This window comes from Nocardia tenerifensis NBRC 101015, from assembly GCF_000308715.1.
Classification (GTDB): Bacteria; Actinomycetota; Actinomycetes; order Mycobacteriales; family Mycobacteriaceae; genus Nocardia; species Nocardia tenerifensis.
This window is the reverse complement of sequence record NZ_BAGH01000598.1, coordinates 12,369-24,711: the sequence shown is the minus strand read 5'-3', so window position 1 is coordinate 24,711 and position 12,343 is coordinate 12,369. Positions and strand designations below refer to the sequence as shown.

The 12,343-nt window shown below is 64.9% G+C and carries 17 protein-coding genes; 8 read left to right on the top strand and 9 right to left on the bottom strand.

What is annotated here, in order from left to right:
• Positions 1 to 2: 2 nt before the first annotated feature.
• Together ON39_RS40800 and ON39_RS40795 are read right to left on the bottom strand one after the other, a co-directional pair.
• Positions 3 to 188, bottom strand: a complete 186-nt coding sequence (locus ON39_RS40800; protein WP_040742260.1) for a hypothetical protein — start codon at positions 186 to 188, stop codon at positions 3 to 5.
• Positions 189 to 333: 145 nt separating this feature from the next.
• Positions 334 to 540 carry a hypothetical protein gene (locus ON39_RS40795; protein WP_040742258.1) on the bottom strand — a complete coding sequence of 69 codons (207 nt, stop codon included), beginning with the start codon at positions 538 to 540 and terminating at the stop codon, positions 334 to 336.
• Positions 541 to 1,007: 467 nt separating this feature from the next.
• Between ON39_RS40795 and ON39_RS40790 the strand changes: the two genes are divergently transcribed.
• The 3 genes from ON39_RS40790 to ON39_RS40780 all read left to right on the top strand — a co-directional run bounded on the left by ON39_RS40790 (position 1,008) and on the right by ON39_RS40780 (position 2,644).
• Positions 1,008 to 2,063 (top strand): hypothetical protein, encoded by a 1,056-nt coding sequence (locus ON39_RS40790; RefSeq protein ID WP_040742256.1) that lies wholly within the window; start codon positions 1,008 to 1,010, stop codon positions 2,061 to 2,063.
• A 61-nt stretch (positions 2,064 to 2,124) separates the two neighbouring features.
• A complete protein-coding gene (locus tag ON39_RS40785) occupies positions 2,125 to 2,331 on the top strand; it encodes a hypothetical protein (RefSeq protein WP_040742254.1) in 207 nt (68 codons plus the stop codon).
• Positions 2,324 to 2,644: a type II toxin-antitoxin system PemK/MazF family toxin gene (locus tag ON39_RS40780; protein WP_040742252.1), complete on the top strand. Its 321-nt coding sequence runs from the start codon at positions 2,324 to 2,326 to the stop codon at positions 2,642 to 2,644. Before ON39_RS40785 ends, ON39_RS40780 begins: the two co-directional genes overlap by 8 nt.
• 597 nt (positions 2,645 to 3,241) lie before the next feature.
• Here ON39_RS40780 and ON39_RS40770 read toward each other — a convergent pair.
• Both ON39_RS40770 and ON39_RS40765 read right to left on the bottom strand, forming a co-directional pair.
• Positions 3,242 to 3,523 carry a hypothetical protein gene (locus ON39_RS40770; RefSeq protein ID WP_040742251.1) on the bottom strand — a complete coding sequence of 94 codons (282 nt, stop codon included), beginning with the start codon at positions 3,521 to 3,523 and terminating at the stop codon, positions 3,242 to 3,244.
• 124 nt (positions 3,524 to 3,647) lie between these two features.
• The gene (locus tag ON39_RS40765; RefSeq protein ID WP_040742249.1) at positions 3,648 to 4,007 is read right to left on the bottom strand and encodes a hypothetical protein; all 360 of its coding nucleotides are present in this window, start codon (positions 4,005 to 4,007) and stop codon (positions 3,648 to 3,650) included.
• Positions 4,008 to 4,419: 412 nt separating this feature from the next.
• Here ON39_RS40765 and ON39_RS40760 point away from each other — a divergent pair, with 412 nt between their 5' ends.
• The 3 genes from ON39_RS40760 to ON39_RS40750 all read left to right on the top strand — a co-directional run bounded on the left by ON39_RS40760 (position 4,420) and on the right by ON39_RS40750 (position 7,307).
• Positions 4,420 to 5,703, top strand: coding sequence for a pentapeptide repeat-containing protein (locus ON39_RS40760; RefSeq protein WP_157195623.1), 1,284 nt, complete (start codon positions 4,420 to 4,422; stop codon positions 5,701 to 5,703).
• A 138-nt stretch (positions 5,704 to 5,841) separates the two neighbouring features.
• Positions 5,842 to 6,510: a recombinase family protein gene (locus tag ON39_RS40755; RefSeq protein ID WP_083894998.1), complete on the top strand. Its 669-nt coding sequence runs from the start codon at positions 5,842 to 5,844 to the stop codon at positions 6,508 to 6,510.
• 296 nt (positions 6,511 to 6,806) lie between these two features.
• Positions 6,807 to 7,307, top strand: a complete 501-nt coding sequence (locus tag ON39_RS40750) for an RNA polymerase sigma factor (RefSeq protein WP_040742246.1) — start codon at positions 6,807 to 6,809, stop codon at positions 7,305 to 7,307.
• Between the two features lie 798 nt (positions 7,308 to 8,105).
• Here the strand turns inward: ON39_RS40750 and ON39_RS40745 are convergent.
• Positions 8,106 to 8,318: a hypothetical protein gene (locus ON39_RS40745; protein ID WP_040742245.1), complete on the bottom strand. Its 213-nt coding sequence runs from the start codon at positions 8,316 to 8,318 to the stop codon at positions 8,106 to 8,108.
• Positions 8,319 to 8,506: 188 nt separating this feature from the next.
• Here ON39_RS40745 and ON39_RS40740 point away from each other — a divergent pair, with 188 nt between their 5' ends.
• On the top strand, positions 8,507 to 8,869 hold the full coding sequence (locus ON39_RS40740; protein ID WP_146251440.1) for a hypothetical protein: 363 nt from the start codon (positions 8,507 to 8,509) through the stop codon (positions 8,867 to 8,869).
• 480 nt (positions 8,870 to 9,349) lie between these two features.
• The gene (locus tag ON39_RS40735) at positions 9,350 to 10,294 is read left to right on the top strand and encodes a hypothetical protein (RefSeq protein WP_146251441.1); all 945 of its coding nucleotides are present in this window, start codon (positions 9,350 to 9,352) and stop codon (positions 10,292 to 10,294) included.
• A 111-nt stretch (positions 10,295 to 10,405) separates the two neighbouring features.
• Here ON39_RS40735 and ON39_RS49395 read toward each other — a convergent pair whose 3' ends face one another.
• The 4 genes from ON39_RS49395 to ON39_RS40720 all read right to left on the bottom strand — a co-directional run bounded on the left by ON39_RS49395 (position 10,406) and on the right by ON39_RS40720 (position 12,342).
• A complete protein-coding gene (locus ON39_RS49395; protein WP_146251442.1) occupies positions 10,406 to 10,735 on the bottom strand; it encodes a hypothetical protein in 330 nt (109 codons plus the stop codon).
• A gap of 526 nt (positions 10,736 to 11,261) precedes the next feature.
• A complete protein-coding gene (locus ON39_RS40730) occupies positions 11,262 to 11,591 on the bottom strand; it encodes a hypothetical protein (RefSeq protein WP_146251443.1) in 330 nt (109 codons plus the stop codon).
• 63 nt (positions 11,592 to 11,654) lie between these two features.
• Positions 11,655 to 11,888: a hypothetical protein gene (locus ON39_RS40725; RefSeq protein ID WP_040742240.1), complete on the bottom strand. Its 234-nt coding sequence runs from the start codon at positions 11,886 to 11,888 to the stop codon at positions 11,655 to 11,657.
• Between the two features lie 118 nt (positions 11,889 to 12,006).
• Positions 12,007 to 12,342 carry a hypothetical protein gene (locus ON39_RS40720; protein WP_040742238.1) on the bottom strand — a complete coding sequence of 112 codons (336 nt, stop codon included), beginning with the start codon at positions 12,340 to 12,342 and terminating at the stop codon, positions 12,007 to 12,009.
• Position 12,343 lies beyond the last annotated feature (1 nt).

Below are 12,343 nucleotides of genomic sequence, written 5' to 3'. Positions count from 1 at the left end.
GATCAGGCCAGGTGGTGTGTGCGCGGACGCGGCCAGTGGGCCGGGCAGTAGTGCCGGTTTCCCAGATACCAGCCGCGGGCGGCGGCGATCGTGCGGACCGCGTGCTCGGTCGCCAGGTCGCCGACCTCCTCGATCATCGCGCGGCAGTCGGGTTGATCGCACGCCAGCCACTTCGAGTCCCCGATCATGGCCTGAGTATCAGCGACCAGGCCGCCGCACGCCAGCAACGTGAGACTGCGCCGGAAACGATTGCTCGGTCCGGGGCCGGGCCGCTCCGTCGATGGCCGGCCTCATTCCGGTGTTGAAAACCGGAAGCGGTGTCGTGACAGCCGGTTACGCGAGCAGCAGATACAGCGCAGCCACGATCACGATCATCATCAACGCGAAGATCAGCAGAGGGCGTACCTGCCCCTGCGGCTCGGCGCGCTGCCCACGCGGCAGTGGTGGACGAATCGTGACGCGGGGATACCAAGGACCGGAATTGAATGCTCCGGACCGCTGTAGCTGCACGATCCGCCGTACCGCGGCCGGGTCGATCACGACGGGTTCGTTCGGGCATGTCGGGGTGTAGTGCCGAACATGAAAACAGTTCGGATTAGGACACCGGTACATGGTCACGGCCACTCACCTCCCTACGTCCTGAAATTTCCCCCAACGAGAGCACACCAGGTGGGGCCGCCGCCACCTCTTCGCTATTTCGCCGATGCCGTCGTCCGCATCGAAGACCTCGGCCAGTAACCACGCTCCACCGCTGTCGGTTGTGGTGTGCAGGTAAGTCAGTGTGTGGGGCCGCTGTCGGGCGGTCGAGCTTTTGAGCTGAATGCCCTGGAAAAGGCGGATGCGACTCTCGTGTCGATAGTGACCGCGACCCGGTCGAGTAGGTGGTCGAGGGGGCGGTCGAGTTCGACGGGAGACAGGAAGAGGTTGCGATGCCGGAATTTTCGGGTAGCGAGCTGCCGTTTGGGCGCGTTCGGTCGACGCCGTGGCGGCGGGCCCGCGCGGAGCGGATGGCCAATCAGGGACCGGCAGCGGGGACCGCGAAGCGGCATGGATGGCGGCGAAGTCCCGCCGATGAGCAGCTGCTCGATTTCGCGGCCCGCTTCGGTGCACTCACTGTTCGTCACGCGGCGAAGTACTGCTATCGCGGGGTGTTCGAGACCGCGCGGCGCCGAGTCGCGTTCATGGCCGGTGCCGGCCTGCTCGAGCGTTCCGACAACCTGGCCTGGGCGGGCACGGTGGTGTATCCGACGATGGCGGGATTGACCGCGATACGAACACCTGGACACCCGGAGTTGCGGTTCCGCGTTCCCGGTGAGGAGCGGATGCTGCACCGGCTGCTGGTCGCCGAGACCGCCTTGGCGATGCTCGCGCGTGGCGCCGCTCGCGGGTTCGAGGTGGTCTCCGAGCGGCAGTTCCGCGCGCTGGAACGCGCCCGCGACGACGGTGAGAGCGCGCACCGCTACGCCGAGCTGGTCGGCGTGCGGACAACGGCGCGCACGCCGGGCGAGCAGGTCGTGCACCCGTCGTTCGATGACACCGGCCGGCCGCGCTGGTGGGCGATTCCTTTGGACAATGGCCAGGCCCTGCACTGGCCGGACTTCGTCGTGGTGGGCGGCGGGCTGCTGCGGGCCGTGGAGGTCGAGATCACGCCGAAGGAGCGCTGGCGGCTGCACGCCGTGCTGCGCGGCTACCGGACCGCGATTCGGTGCGGTCACATCGACCAAGTGCTGTGGTGCGTCACCCCGGACGTGCAGATGCAGCTCGAGGGTGCCCGCGGCCCCGATGGGTGGATCGACGGACTGCTGCAGGAGATGGGTCTCCTTCCGCCAGGACCGCCGGATTGGACGGTGAAGGGCCGCCCGATGGTCGTCCGTCCGATCGCCGCAGTAGACGAGGGGCTGGTCTACGCGCTGTCGCAGCGGGTGCTCGTGGCTTCGATGCGGTCGTCATATCGGCAGTGGCGCCAGTGGCGGCGGGTGTGGGAAAACTCCGGGACAGCGTTGGATTTCGACGCGTGGCTCGCGGTGCCGGGGACCGTCACGCACCTGAAATCGCTTCGCTGACCGCTGCGCTCCAACCCGGTTTGTGTAGGCGGGTACAGCGTGCCGCTGTATTGTTGTGCGCATGACCGTGCGCATGAATATCACGATGGACGACGACCTCGCGGCACGGCTACGCGTCGCCTCCGACGACAAACTCTCCGATTACATCGCCCGCGCGGTGCGCCGGCAGATGCTCGAGGACGAACTCAAGACACTGCCCGACGCCGATCAGGGATGGGCAGACGACGCCGAACAGGCCGCCGAACACGTACTGTTCGACCGTGCCTGAACCGAGCCAGCAAGGTCAGATCTGGGAAGCGACGAGCCGACTGTCCGGCCGCAAAACCACTGTCGTGCTGCTGGATTCGGATGTGGTGATCCGCTCGCGTCCGATGCTCACCGTCGCCCCGATTCGTGAGGCCCGTGAGGTCCCCTCACGGCACCAGCTGCTCACCGTCGCGATGGCCGCAGGCACCGAAGTGGTCGCGCTCTACGACATCGCGATCCTCGCGAAAGAAACTCTTACCGAGCAACTCGGCGTTCTGCCACCAGATGTTCTGGAGAAGGTGAAGATCGGTCTGCGGGCGCGCTTCGACCTCTGAGCCGAACAGCGCCAGCACATCCCGAACAGGGAGGACCCTGCCATGACCGCTACTCCCGCCACGCTGGCCACCGCGATGCGCGCAGCGCAGGACGCCGTCGACACCGCCCAATGGCAGGCTGCCGCCGATCACCTTGCCCACGCTGCCATCCTGGCCGGCGCGCTCGCCGCCGACGCGCAGCCTGCCGATCCGGTCCCGGCTTCGCTTCCGCACCGCGGGCCGCGCGTCCGGCTGCCCCGGCGCCGGATGCGGTCGCGGTTGCTGCGCACCTGCGGACTCTGGCGACCGTCGCGGACGGGGCCGCCTACCTCGACGGGCTCGGCCTGGACAAACCCCAGCTGCTCGCCGTCGCCACAGCCCTGCAACTCACCCGCGTGGACCGGCTCAGCCGGACCGCCCTGCGCGAGCGGGTGCTCAAGCAGGCCATCGACGCCCGAAATAAGTTCGCCGGCCTGCGGAACTGGTAACCCGCCGGTCCGAGCCTGCCTACCTGGAGGTGGACGCCGACGCCCAGCGCGCCGAGCAACCAGCGCAGCGCCCGGGCGCGCGCCGCGTCGTCCAGCGCGACGAGGGCCAGGTAGGCCGCGCGGATCGCAATCAGCGCTCACCGAATAGTGGAAGCTGTTGCGAGGCAAGGGTTTGCCCGCCGATCCGACGCAGGCATCGCGCGCAGGTGACCGCGGCCCGGGTCGGTTCCAGCGCGGCGGGTGACCATCCGGCGACCCCGGTGCGGCACAACAGTTCCGGCACTTCCTCTTCACCAACCCACTGCCCGAGGGCGACCGCGTGCACGGTGCGGCCGGCCCGCACGACCGCGTGCACGCCCGGATCGCCGAAGGCGGCCCGCGATGACGCGGCCAGCGGAGCGATGTCGGTCATACGTCCAACCATAGGATCGCCCACCGACATCAAGATGAGAGCTTGGTCTGCCCCCCCGATATCGTCACGGCGGTGAGGCCTGTCTCGACTCGTCCCGCATGGGACCAGACCGTGCTCAGACCACTCAGTCGGTGAACTTCACTGATTCGATACCGCGGAGGGTTTCGGGGTTGTAAAGCTCCGACAAGCCGTTCATGTTATCGCCGGGTGGCAGATCAGCGACATGGTTGCCGGCGCAGTCACTGCCGTAGTAGAGGTATGCGGTCTTATCTGTGCCATTGTCGACGTTGTCCGGCTCGGACAGGGGGAAACAGACGTTGTCCGGGGGGTTTGCCCACTGGCCTTCCCCCCCGCCTTCGTGGGTGTACCGGAACGTCCCCGTGGCCGCCTGGGCGTTGGTGGCCAGGCCGATGACCAGCGCTGCGGCGGCGCCGACGGTGAGCCCGATTCTGCCGATGGAGGCGATTGCATGACGAAAGCGCATGTAGCGGTCCTTTTCTCGTAGACGGAGTCCAGCCTCGAGACAATCACGGCCAGTGGTCTGGCTCGGTCATTCGTCGCATTCAGAAGGTTACGTGTGCAGGCGCTTCGGACAAATCGGGACACGCGTCCACGGTCAGCCCTGCCCCGGGTGCGCGCCGAATCATCGGGTGTTCGGGAAACGACCGTCTGCGAACGGGCTCGCGAACTCCCGCTAAGCCAGCGTTTCGCCTGAACCCCGTGTTCGGGAACTCGTTCGTTCAGGGGTGCCGCCGAGGGCTTGCTCGGTGGTGGGTGCGAATCCTGGGTGTGCTGGCGGGGTTTCGGCGAGAATCGGGCCGGTGACGGGGAGGATGCGCCGGATCGGCGCGCGAGCCAGCGGGTTTTCCAAATCGGTGTCGCGGTGGTCGGGCCGGATGCGGTTATCGATGGCGGTCGCGCTGGCGGTGCTGACCGGGGTGGTAATCGCGGCGGTGGCGGAATGGGTGTTGTTCGTCGCGTTCCATCCGCAGCGGGGCGGCACATCGGTGGATGTCACGAAGCTGGCGCTGACCGTGGTTGGCGGGGTGGGTGGTGTGGTCGCGCTGGTGATCGCCTACCGCCGCCAGCGCGACCTGGAGCAGGGCCGGTTCGTCGAACGGTTCAGCGCGGCGGCCGCGCAGCTGGGCGCGACCGATGTCGCGGTGCGGATCGCGGGGGTCTACGCGATGGCCGGCGTCGCCGACGAGTCCGACGGTTTGCGCCGCCAGCAGTGCATCGACGTGTTGTGCGGGTATCTCCGCCTGCCTTACGACCCGGAGCAGGGCAGCAGCGGGCGTACCAAGCGTGTCGTCACGACCTCCACCGCCCGCCCGGCAGAGGATCTCGATCCGGGCAAGGTCGAGGAACACCAGGAATATCGCCAAAACGATCGCGAGGTCCGGGCCACCATCCTCCGCGTCATCGCCGGCCACCTCCGCCCGCCAGCCGAATATAGCTGGTCGACAAGCGACTTCGACTTCCGCACGGCCCACCTGGAGGATGCCGACCTCAGCAAAGTGAGATTCTCCGGTATCGCCGATTTCGGCGGCGCAATCTTCTCCGGCGAGACCTCGTTCTCCGGCGCAATCTTCTCCGGCGAGACCAGATTCACCCGCGCGACCTTCTTCAGCGAGATCTGGTTCGACGGCGCGACCTTCTCCAACGCGGCCTGGTTCGGCGGCGCGATCTTCTCCAGCGAGGCCAGATTCAACCGCGCGACCTTCTCCGGCGAGACCACATTCAACCACGCAATCTTCTCCGGCGAGACCTGGTTCGACAGCGCGACCTTCTCCGGCGAGACCAGATTCACCCACGTGACCTTCTCCGGCGCGACCTGGTTCAACTACGCGACCTTCTCCGGCGAGATTAGGTTCAACCGCGCGACCTTCTCCAGCGGGACCAGGTTCACCTATGCGAGGTTCTCCGGCGTGACCACGTTCAGCGACGCGGCCTTCATCGGCTCGACCTGGTTCAGGGGCACGGCCTTCTCCGGTGATGTCCTGTTCCGGGAGGTGGATTTTGGTAGTGATGCCATCTCCTTTGAGCTTCCCCGGCAGTGGGGTCCGCCAGCGCCAGAGTTCGACTGGGACGAGGATCTGTCCCGGAAGCCCAACAACGTCGAACCGCGCGATTGGCCGCCGACCGTAGCAACACCTCCAGGTCCGCCGGATAGACGTTGAGAATCGTTCGATTTTTGAACACCGACCTGGCCGAACGGAATCGCCAGGACGACCACGCCGGAGCGGTGTTCAACAAACGTGTCGAAAACGATTGGTGTTCAACAACTCCTGTCAGACCTTTCTCGTACAGTCCCGGACATGGCCGACCCGACCCACGCCCTCGACATCGCCGAACCGCTCACCCTCGGCGGTGACGCGCTCGATCCGATCGGCGGCGCCGACGTCGGTGTGCTCGTCGGCTACGGCCGCGTCTCGACCAAAGGCCAGCTGCTCGACCGCCAGGTCGCCGCGCTCACCGCAGCCGGATGCCACCGGATCTTCACCGACAAGAAGTCCGGGAAGAACGCCGAGCGCGAGGAACTGTGGGCGTGCCTGGATTACCTGCGCCCCGGCGACACCCTCGTGGTGCCGGCGCTGGATCGACTCGGCCGCTCGCTACAGGACCTGATCTCGATCGTGGCCGGACTTCGTAAGCGTGGCATCGGATTCCGGTCCCTGCACGAAGCACTCGATACCACCACCCCCGGCGGCCGGCTCGTGTTCCACGTCTTCGCCGCGCTCGCCGAGTTCATCCGCGAGCTCATCGTCGACGGCACCAACGAAGGCCTGGCCGCCGCCCGCGCCCGCGGGCAACGCCTCGGCCGGCCACCGGCGATGAACGCCGAGCAGATCCGCCAGGCCCGCGCGATGCTCACCCGCCCTGACGAATCCGTCGCCTCGATCGCTCGGCTACTCGGCGTCTCGCGCGGCACCCTGTACAAACATCTTCCCGAACTCAGCGGCAGCCGCTCAACCATCGACGGCTGACCTACCAGCAGGTTTCAACCAGAAGGTGGCGCGCACCGGGAAGTCGGCGGTCGCCGGTGACAGGGAGTTCAAATCTTTTTCCGGGTGGGAGGGGAGATTCCAGCATCGGGGGGCGTTCTAGTAGATGAGGCCGTTCACTCCCGGCGGCCTTGCGGCCCGTGGCGCCGCACCCAGTGGCGGGTGCGGGTTGACCCGGAACGCGTTGAAGTTGGAGGTAAGGCATCGATGATGGTTGTTGACCACCGCCGATGTACCAGCAGTAGTAGGGCGACCCGTGTACGGATGGGTTGCCCCTGATGAACCGTCGTGCTGAGTTCAATCAATTCGTCACCAAAGAGAACCTTCACAAGTTCTGGTGGCGTGAATTTCAGCTATGCGGTGATCGTCACCTGGCCTGGGACCTTGTTCAGGAAGCATGCGTCAAGCTGTGGCTGAGCGATGGTCCAATGGCTATGCCCTACATGTACTGCATCCTGCGCACGGTCTTTCTGGACCATGTCAGGAAGAGGAAACGTCGACCGGAGAAACTCGTCGCAGAAATAGCCGATGACGATCGGTTCTATGGCGGTGCTGACATCGAGATCGACGACGAGGTACGTGATGCTTTCAGGAAACTACCCGAGCGGTCCCAGATCGCTCTCAACCTGAAGTATCACGAGGGCTGGAAGACGGCGCAAATAGCGGAAGCCCTGGAATTGCGCCCGAATCAGGTGAGCAGGTTAATGTACAGCGCCCTTGAGAAAATCCGGAAAGAGCTGGCCAGCAAGCCCGCCCAGCTTCGGAAGAGTGAAGAATAACAGTGTACTAATCAGGTGGGAAAGGGAACCGTGGACGTTGAAAAGCGCCTTATCGCGGATGCCCGAGTTCTCGACGAACAGGCTTCGAGAGTCAATTACGATCGCCTGCTGAAAGAAATCATGGCAACCGTCGACGCCCTCGACGACTCCAACGACTCCAACGACCCATCCTCCGATGGACCGGGTACGGCCAGCTTCCACAGTGGCCGTGCCCGTCCTGGGCCTGCGACTACAGGCCGGAGTGTGAATCGAAATTGGGGTAAAAGAAGCCGCAAGGCCGAGGAAAAAGAAAGGTAGTAGACCCGCTGCGGGCGAGTGACCGTGCGCTCTCGAACAGCAGCCCGATTGGAGACCAGCCCCAGCTCAGCCGTACCGGTCAGGGAGACCGTAGGGAACACGACAAGCAATCCGTGTTCAGCAGACCGACACGTGTGAACGTGTTCGGCACCCCTGTGGACAGCGCTCCTCCGGGCAACTAGCCAGCCCGGATTCGCGTTGTCCGATGACAACAACATCAACAACAACGAAAGGAGTCGAATATGATGCGAACTCGCGCAAGCAAGATACGAGTCGGCCGAGCCGCGGGCGTGTATGCCCTGAACGCTGATCGGCCCGACAGTCAGATCTATCACATCGTGCCCTACCACCTCCTGGTGGTAACGGTAGAGTGAGGATCGAAGGCAGCAGACGCTGCGACCAACCGGAGTGAGTGACTGGTAGCATCCAGATTCTCTACTCCAGTTGAGTGAGAGGCGGGCACCGAGGACATGCGTCCTTAGTGCCCGCCTTTTCTCATGCTCAGATGGCCCCCACTTCCTGAAGCTTGATCACTACGTTGAAGATGACCAGCGTCAACCCGCCCGCTCCGGTACCAGTGGCCCAAATCAGTCGCAGAACTTTATAGGCATCGGCGCGCTGCTGAACATCCGGGCACGAAATAGCTACGTGAGCTGAGTACGCTATAAGCACCGCGATAAAGGCCACATAGCCGACGATGAACCAAAATACCATTCCAGACCTTTCGAAAATCGGACCGTCGCCATTAATACGTCAGCCGATAACGAAATCTCCCTGGAACCCGAACCCGGGTGAGCGCTACCACCCACCTGAGCGTTTCGGCGCCCGGCCGTTCCCCGAATCGCCGCTACACCGGTGCGCTGGGTGGCATGCTGCATCCACCACAACAGAGGGGAAAGGCGATGCCGGACAACACATCCAGGACTGATGGGCTGCTGCGCTACCGGATCTTCCTCATCGTCGAGACGTCTGACGGTGAGGACACGCTCTCGTTCAATGCTTACGGTCACGTGCTGCCGCGGATCGGCGAAGAACTCGAACTCGAGGGCGGCGACGGCGAGCTTTCGGTGACCGTCACCAATGTCGACCACTGGTTCCACGCCGGCGAGGACCTGGACCATCCCGGCGTGACAGTGACCGGCGGACTCGTGGGCAACCCCAATCAGGAGCTGGTGAACCGGCTGATCAACGAGCCCGGCGCGCTGAAGGCGTGGCACGCCCCGTTCCCCCGGCTCGAAGCGGTCGATTTCACGCCCAAGCTGTGAACGAGGGAAAGCTGTCTTCGAGATGACCAGGAAGTCCAGCCGTAGGCGAATCCCGCCCGTGAAATGACGAAGGGACGCCGTTCCACGGGCGTCCCTTCGTTCGCGTGGCGCCCTACCCTGCGCGGATTTTCCAGCCTGGCTGACCGGGTTCCGCAAGTAGGTGGTGCTGACCAGTGCCATAGCGCCACGCTCGAGATCGGCCGGCGGCCCGCTGCGCGATGTGTGGAATGGCTGGATTGCCACCCCCACGCTTGCTGCGTAGTCGCCCGGTTCGATCTCTTGCCCTAAGCCTAGCACGGCACGGTGGCCGCCGTCACGGGACGCAACTTCACTACATGCGACTTTACACCCTACAGAGGGTAAAGTGGAGAACACACACACGCTTGCGTGAAGTTAACTCCAACGCTGGCTGATACATAACCACTACCTTTGTAGATGACTTAGACCACGCTAGGACAGAGAAGTAGTGAGGACTCTAGGATGGCTGACCAGGCCAGGCGAGGAATCAAGATTGTCGGCGGGCCGGTGGACTTCGACAGCCTGCTGATGGCCGCACTGGCGTGCCCGCTGCCTGATGTGCCGGAGTCATCGCTCGAGATCGCGAAGAACATCGAGCGCACCTCCGGTGGGCGCACCTCGATCCCCTTGCGGTGGTCGTTCACTCACGCCGCCGACCACGGAGAAGCCCAACCGGCGGTGAAGGCGCCGATGGCGCGACTGATCGGAACCGGCGGCCGCGGTGGTGGCGTGCCGGTGAAGCTGTACCTCGCGTTGATCTGGCGGGCGGCCGGCGCACCGCACACCACCGACTACTCGGCCCGGCTATGGGCGGAGTTGCTCGCGCTGCCCGAACCCGAGACCAAGGGGGCGCGGCGAATAAGTGACGCGCTGCGGGCACTGGAAGCGGCACGCCTGGTGTGGATCACCCGCGATCCTGGAGAGCCGTCGGTGGTGGGACTGCTCGACGAGAGCGGCCGCGGAGCGCCCTACCAACTCCCCTCGACCGCGTACTACCACGCGCAAACGCTGGAAGCGAAAGCCAAATCCCCCGAGAGGAAGAAGAAGTTCCGGGAGGAGATGGACGCCAACCGCTACAGCAAGCTGCCGCTGACGCTCTGGACCAACGGGCATATCCAGGCGATGTCCTCCGCCGCACTCGCGATGCTGCTGATCTTGATGTCCAACAGCCGCGCGAGCGAAGGCAAAGAGATCTGGTGGTCCACCCAGAAATTCCCCGAGCGGTACGGAATCTCCCCCGCCACCCGAGCCCGAGGAACCACCGAACTCGAATCCCGCGGGCTACTGCTCGTGACCAAACGCCTCGTACCCAACAGCCCGAACAACACCCGGGCACTCACCCGCAAAAAGGTCCGCAACGTCTACACCCTGATCAACGACGCGAAGCTGCCCGACGAGGATTCCTGAGCACCCAGTCGATCGACGGACGTTGTTTGAACGCGCGAAGTCCTTGCGCGGGAAGAGCCAGCGTTCAACGAGGTGATGCCGACGATTGCCCTGGTCTTCGACTCCCTCCTCTTACGCGGCGCGGGGAGCTTCGGATCCGGGATCTTCGTGCTCGCCGGGCGGTTGGGGAGCCGGGGCAAGAACTTGACCACGCCGACGACGTAACCATCCGAGAGCGGCGCTACCGGCAAGGCCGGCACCGACCACTCCGACACCGCCACCGGCCACCGCGCCGAACATCAGCCCGCCGATGGCCGCCAGGGCGATCAGCGGAATCGTCAGAGCGGCAAGGACTCCTGTGACAGACCAGCCCGCGCGTCTGGTCCAGTGATCGCTGCAGATCAACAGACCGAGCCGGTCGACCAGATCCAGCCAGTTCGCCGGCGGTGTGGCCGCGCGCATACTCGGCAGGCAGGTGGGCCCGCATTTCGAGCAGTCGTGAGGGACCGAGGACTGGTGTCCGCGTCCTCCGGCTCCCGGGAACATTTCAACCATGGGCAGTCGCTTCCGTCCAGAATTCCGATTGGCGCGGAACCGTAGGCGACAGGGGTGCAGACTGATTTTGGCTTCTATTCGACCTGGTCAGCGCCCTATCAGCCCGTTGGGGGGAAGGCGGTTGGACCATTGAGTTCTGGAATGGTCCAGAATTGTCGGTCGAGGTGGCTAACCTCATCGTGCCTGGTGTCCTAACTCTTGGCCGAGCGCGGATATCTAGGTTGTCCGCGGCCCCCTGCCTGCTGCGAACAGGCGGGGGCCGCACTTCATCCCGGGGACCGATCACTCGGCCCGGTCCAGCCGCTGCGACGGCTGTGGCGAAAAGCCTAACGAGTGGCACCGACGCGACTAACTGAACGCGACGCCGCCTGCGGCGAGATTCGACGCGGAGCGGATTACCGCGCCAGGTCGCAAACCCGCCGGTCATGCGCGGCTATACGTAGCACACGCAGCCGACACCAAACTTTGTCGGGACGGAAACCACCCCATACTGCCCGGACAGGACGAAGTCCTCGATGATGCCGCCGAACGGCAGGTTCACGTTCATGACTTCGGTGGGGATTTCCTCGGTGAGCGGGAAATCCCACAACAGAACTGCGTGGTCGACGCCGTGTTCGTGTGGACGTACAGGTTCCGCCCGTACGCAGCGTTCAGCCGGGCGATCCGACGCGGCGCACCCAAACGAAAACCCACGGGTCGGCGCAACAACCTTCTTCTTGACGGGCTTTTCCCCGGAAGCCGGGTTCGTGTCCTTCACCTTCATGGTGTCTTTGTCTATCCGCCGCAGCTCGATAAGTTTGTCCCGCAGGGACAAACGCCCGAAAATCTATGGGGCCGACGCCGGCCTCGCCGCCTTCTCCGCTGCGAGCTTCGCCGCCGCGACGGTGCTGCGCCGCCCCCATCGCAACGTCCTGGTGTCGTCGTCGACGACGAACTGGAACAGCCGTCCGTCCTCCCACACGGAGAGTTGACGCCGGTACATCGACCGGGTCAGCATGGCGCCCTGACTCGGGTCCACCCGCAGCGTCCACCCTCCGGTGGCGTCCTCCTCGGACAGCATCGGGCAGCCCTTCGTCGCAGGAGCACAAATGGACCAACCAGTATGCAATGAATCGGTGCCGCGCACCGAGGACCTGGAACGGCCGTGTCCGCCGGCACCCCGGAATCCGACTCGATCCCTACGCCGCGTGGGCGCGGTAGTTGCAGCCGTGGCAGTACCACGCGGGTTCACCCGCCAAGGCAGCGGCGTGCAGCAGCTCCCCGCACTCCGGGCACAGGGGCGGGCGGTCGTTCGCCCACCGGTCGACGGTCTCCACGAGCGCGCTTCCGGCGCCTTCGACAGCGAGCAGTTCGACGGAGCGGTCGTAGAGCCAGATCTTGGTGTGGTCGGTGGCGCGCAGCGCCCAGATCCGGGCGGTCTCGACGAGTTCCTCGACGTCATCGGAACCCAGCCGGGTGACCAGCACGCCGCGACCGGGATACACGGTGTGGGCTTCCAGACCGAACCGCGCCATC

What these genes read in the sequence shown, in the direction of transcription:
- ON39_RS40800 (WP_040742260.1), bottom strand. Translation starts at nt 188, where the DNA reads ATGATCGGGGACTCGAAGTGGCTGGCGTGCGATCAACCCGACTGCCGC.
- ON39_RS40790 (WP_040742256.1), top strand. Translation starts at nt 1,008, where the DNA reads ATGGCCAATCAGGGACCGGCAGCGGGGACCGCGAAGCGGCATGGATGG.
- ON39_RS40785 (WP_040742254.1), top strand. Translation starts at nt 2,125, where the DNA reads ATGACCGTGCGCATGAATATCACGATGGACGACGACCTCGCGGCACGG.
- ON39_RS40770 (WP_040742251.1), bottom strand. Translation starts at nt 3,523, where the DNA reads ATGACCGACATCGCTCCGCTGGCCGCGTCATCGCGGGCCGCCTTCGGC.
- ON39_RS40765 (WP_040742249.1), bottom strand. Translation starts at nt 4,007, where the DNA reads ATGCGCTTTCGTCATGCAATCGCCTCCATCGGCAGAATCGGGCTCACC.
- ON39_RS40760 (WP_157195623.1), top strand. Translation starts at nt 4,420, where the DNA reads ATGCGGTTATCGATGGCGGTCGCGCTGGCGGTGCTGACCGGGGTGGTA.
- ON39_RS40755 (WP_083894998.1), top strand. Translation starts at nt 5,842, where the DNA reads ATGGCCGACCCGACCCACGCCCTCGACATCGCCGAACCGCTCACCCTC.
- ON39_RS40750 (WP_040742246.1), top strand. Translation starts at nt 6,807, where the DNA reads ATGAACCGTCGTGCTGAGTTCAATCAATTCGTCACCAAAGAGAACCTT.
- ON39_RS40745 (WP_040742245.1), bottom strand. Translation starts at nt 8,318, where the DNA reads ATGGTATTTTGGTTCATCGTCGGCTATGTGGCCTTTATCGCGGTGCTT.
- ON39_RS40740 (WP_146251440.1), top strand. Translation starts at nt 8,507, where the DNA reads ATGCCGGACAACACATCCAGGACTGATGGGCTGCTGCGCTACCGGATC.
- ON39_RS40735 (WP_146251441.1), top strand. Translation starts at nt 9,350, where the DNA reads ATGGCTGACCAGGCCAGGCGAGGAATCAAGATTGTCGGCGGGCCGGTG.
- ON39_RS49395 (WP_146251442.1), bottom strand. Translation starts at nt 10,735, where the DNA reads ATGCGCGCGGCCACACCGCCGGCGAACTGGCTGGATCTGGTCGACCGG.
- ON39_RS40730 (WP_146251443.1), bottom strand. Translation starts at nt 11,591, where the DNA reads ATGAAGGTGAAGGACACGAACCCGGCTTCCGGGGAAAAGCCCGTCAAG.
- ON39_RS40725 (WP_040742240.1), bottom strand. Translation starts at nt 11,888, where the DNA reads ATGCTGTCCGAGGAGGACGCCACCGGAGGGTGGACGCTGCGGGTGGAC.
- ON39_RS40720 (WP_040742238.1), bottom strand. Translation starts at nt 12,342, where the DNA reads ATGGCGCGGTTCGGTCTGGAAGCCCACACCGTGTATCCCGGTCGCGGC.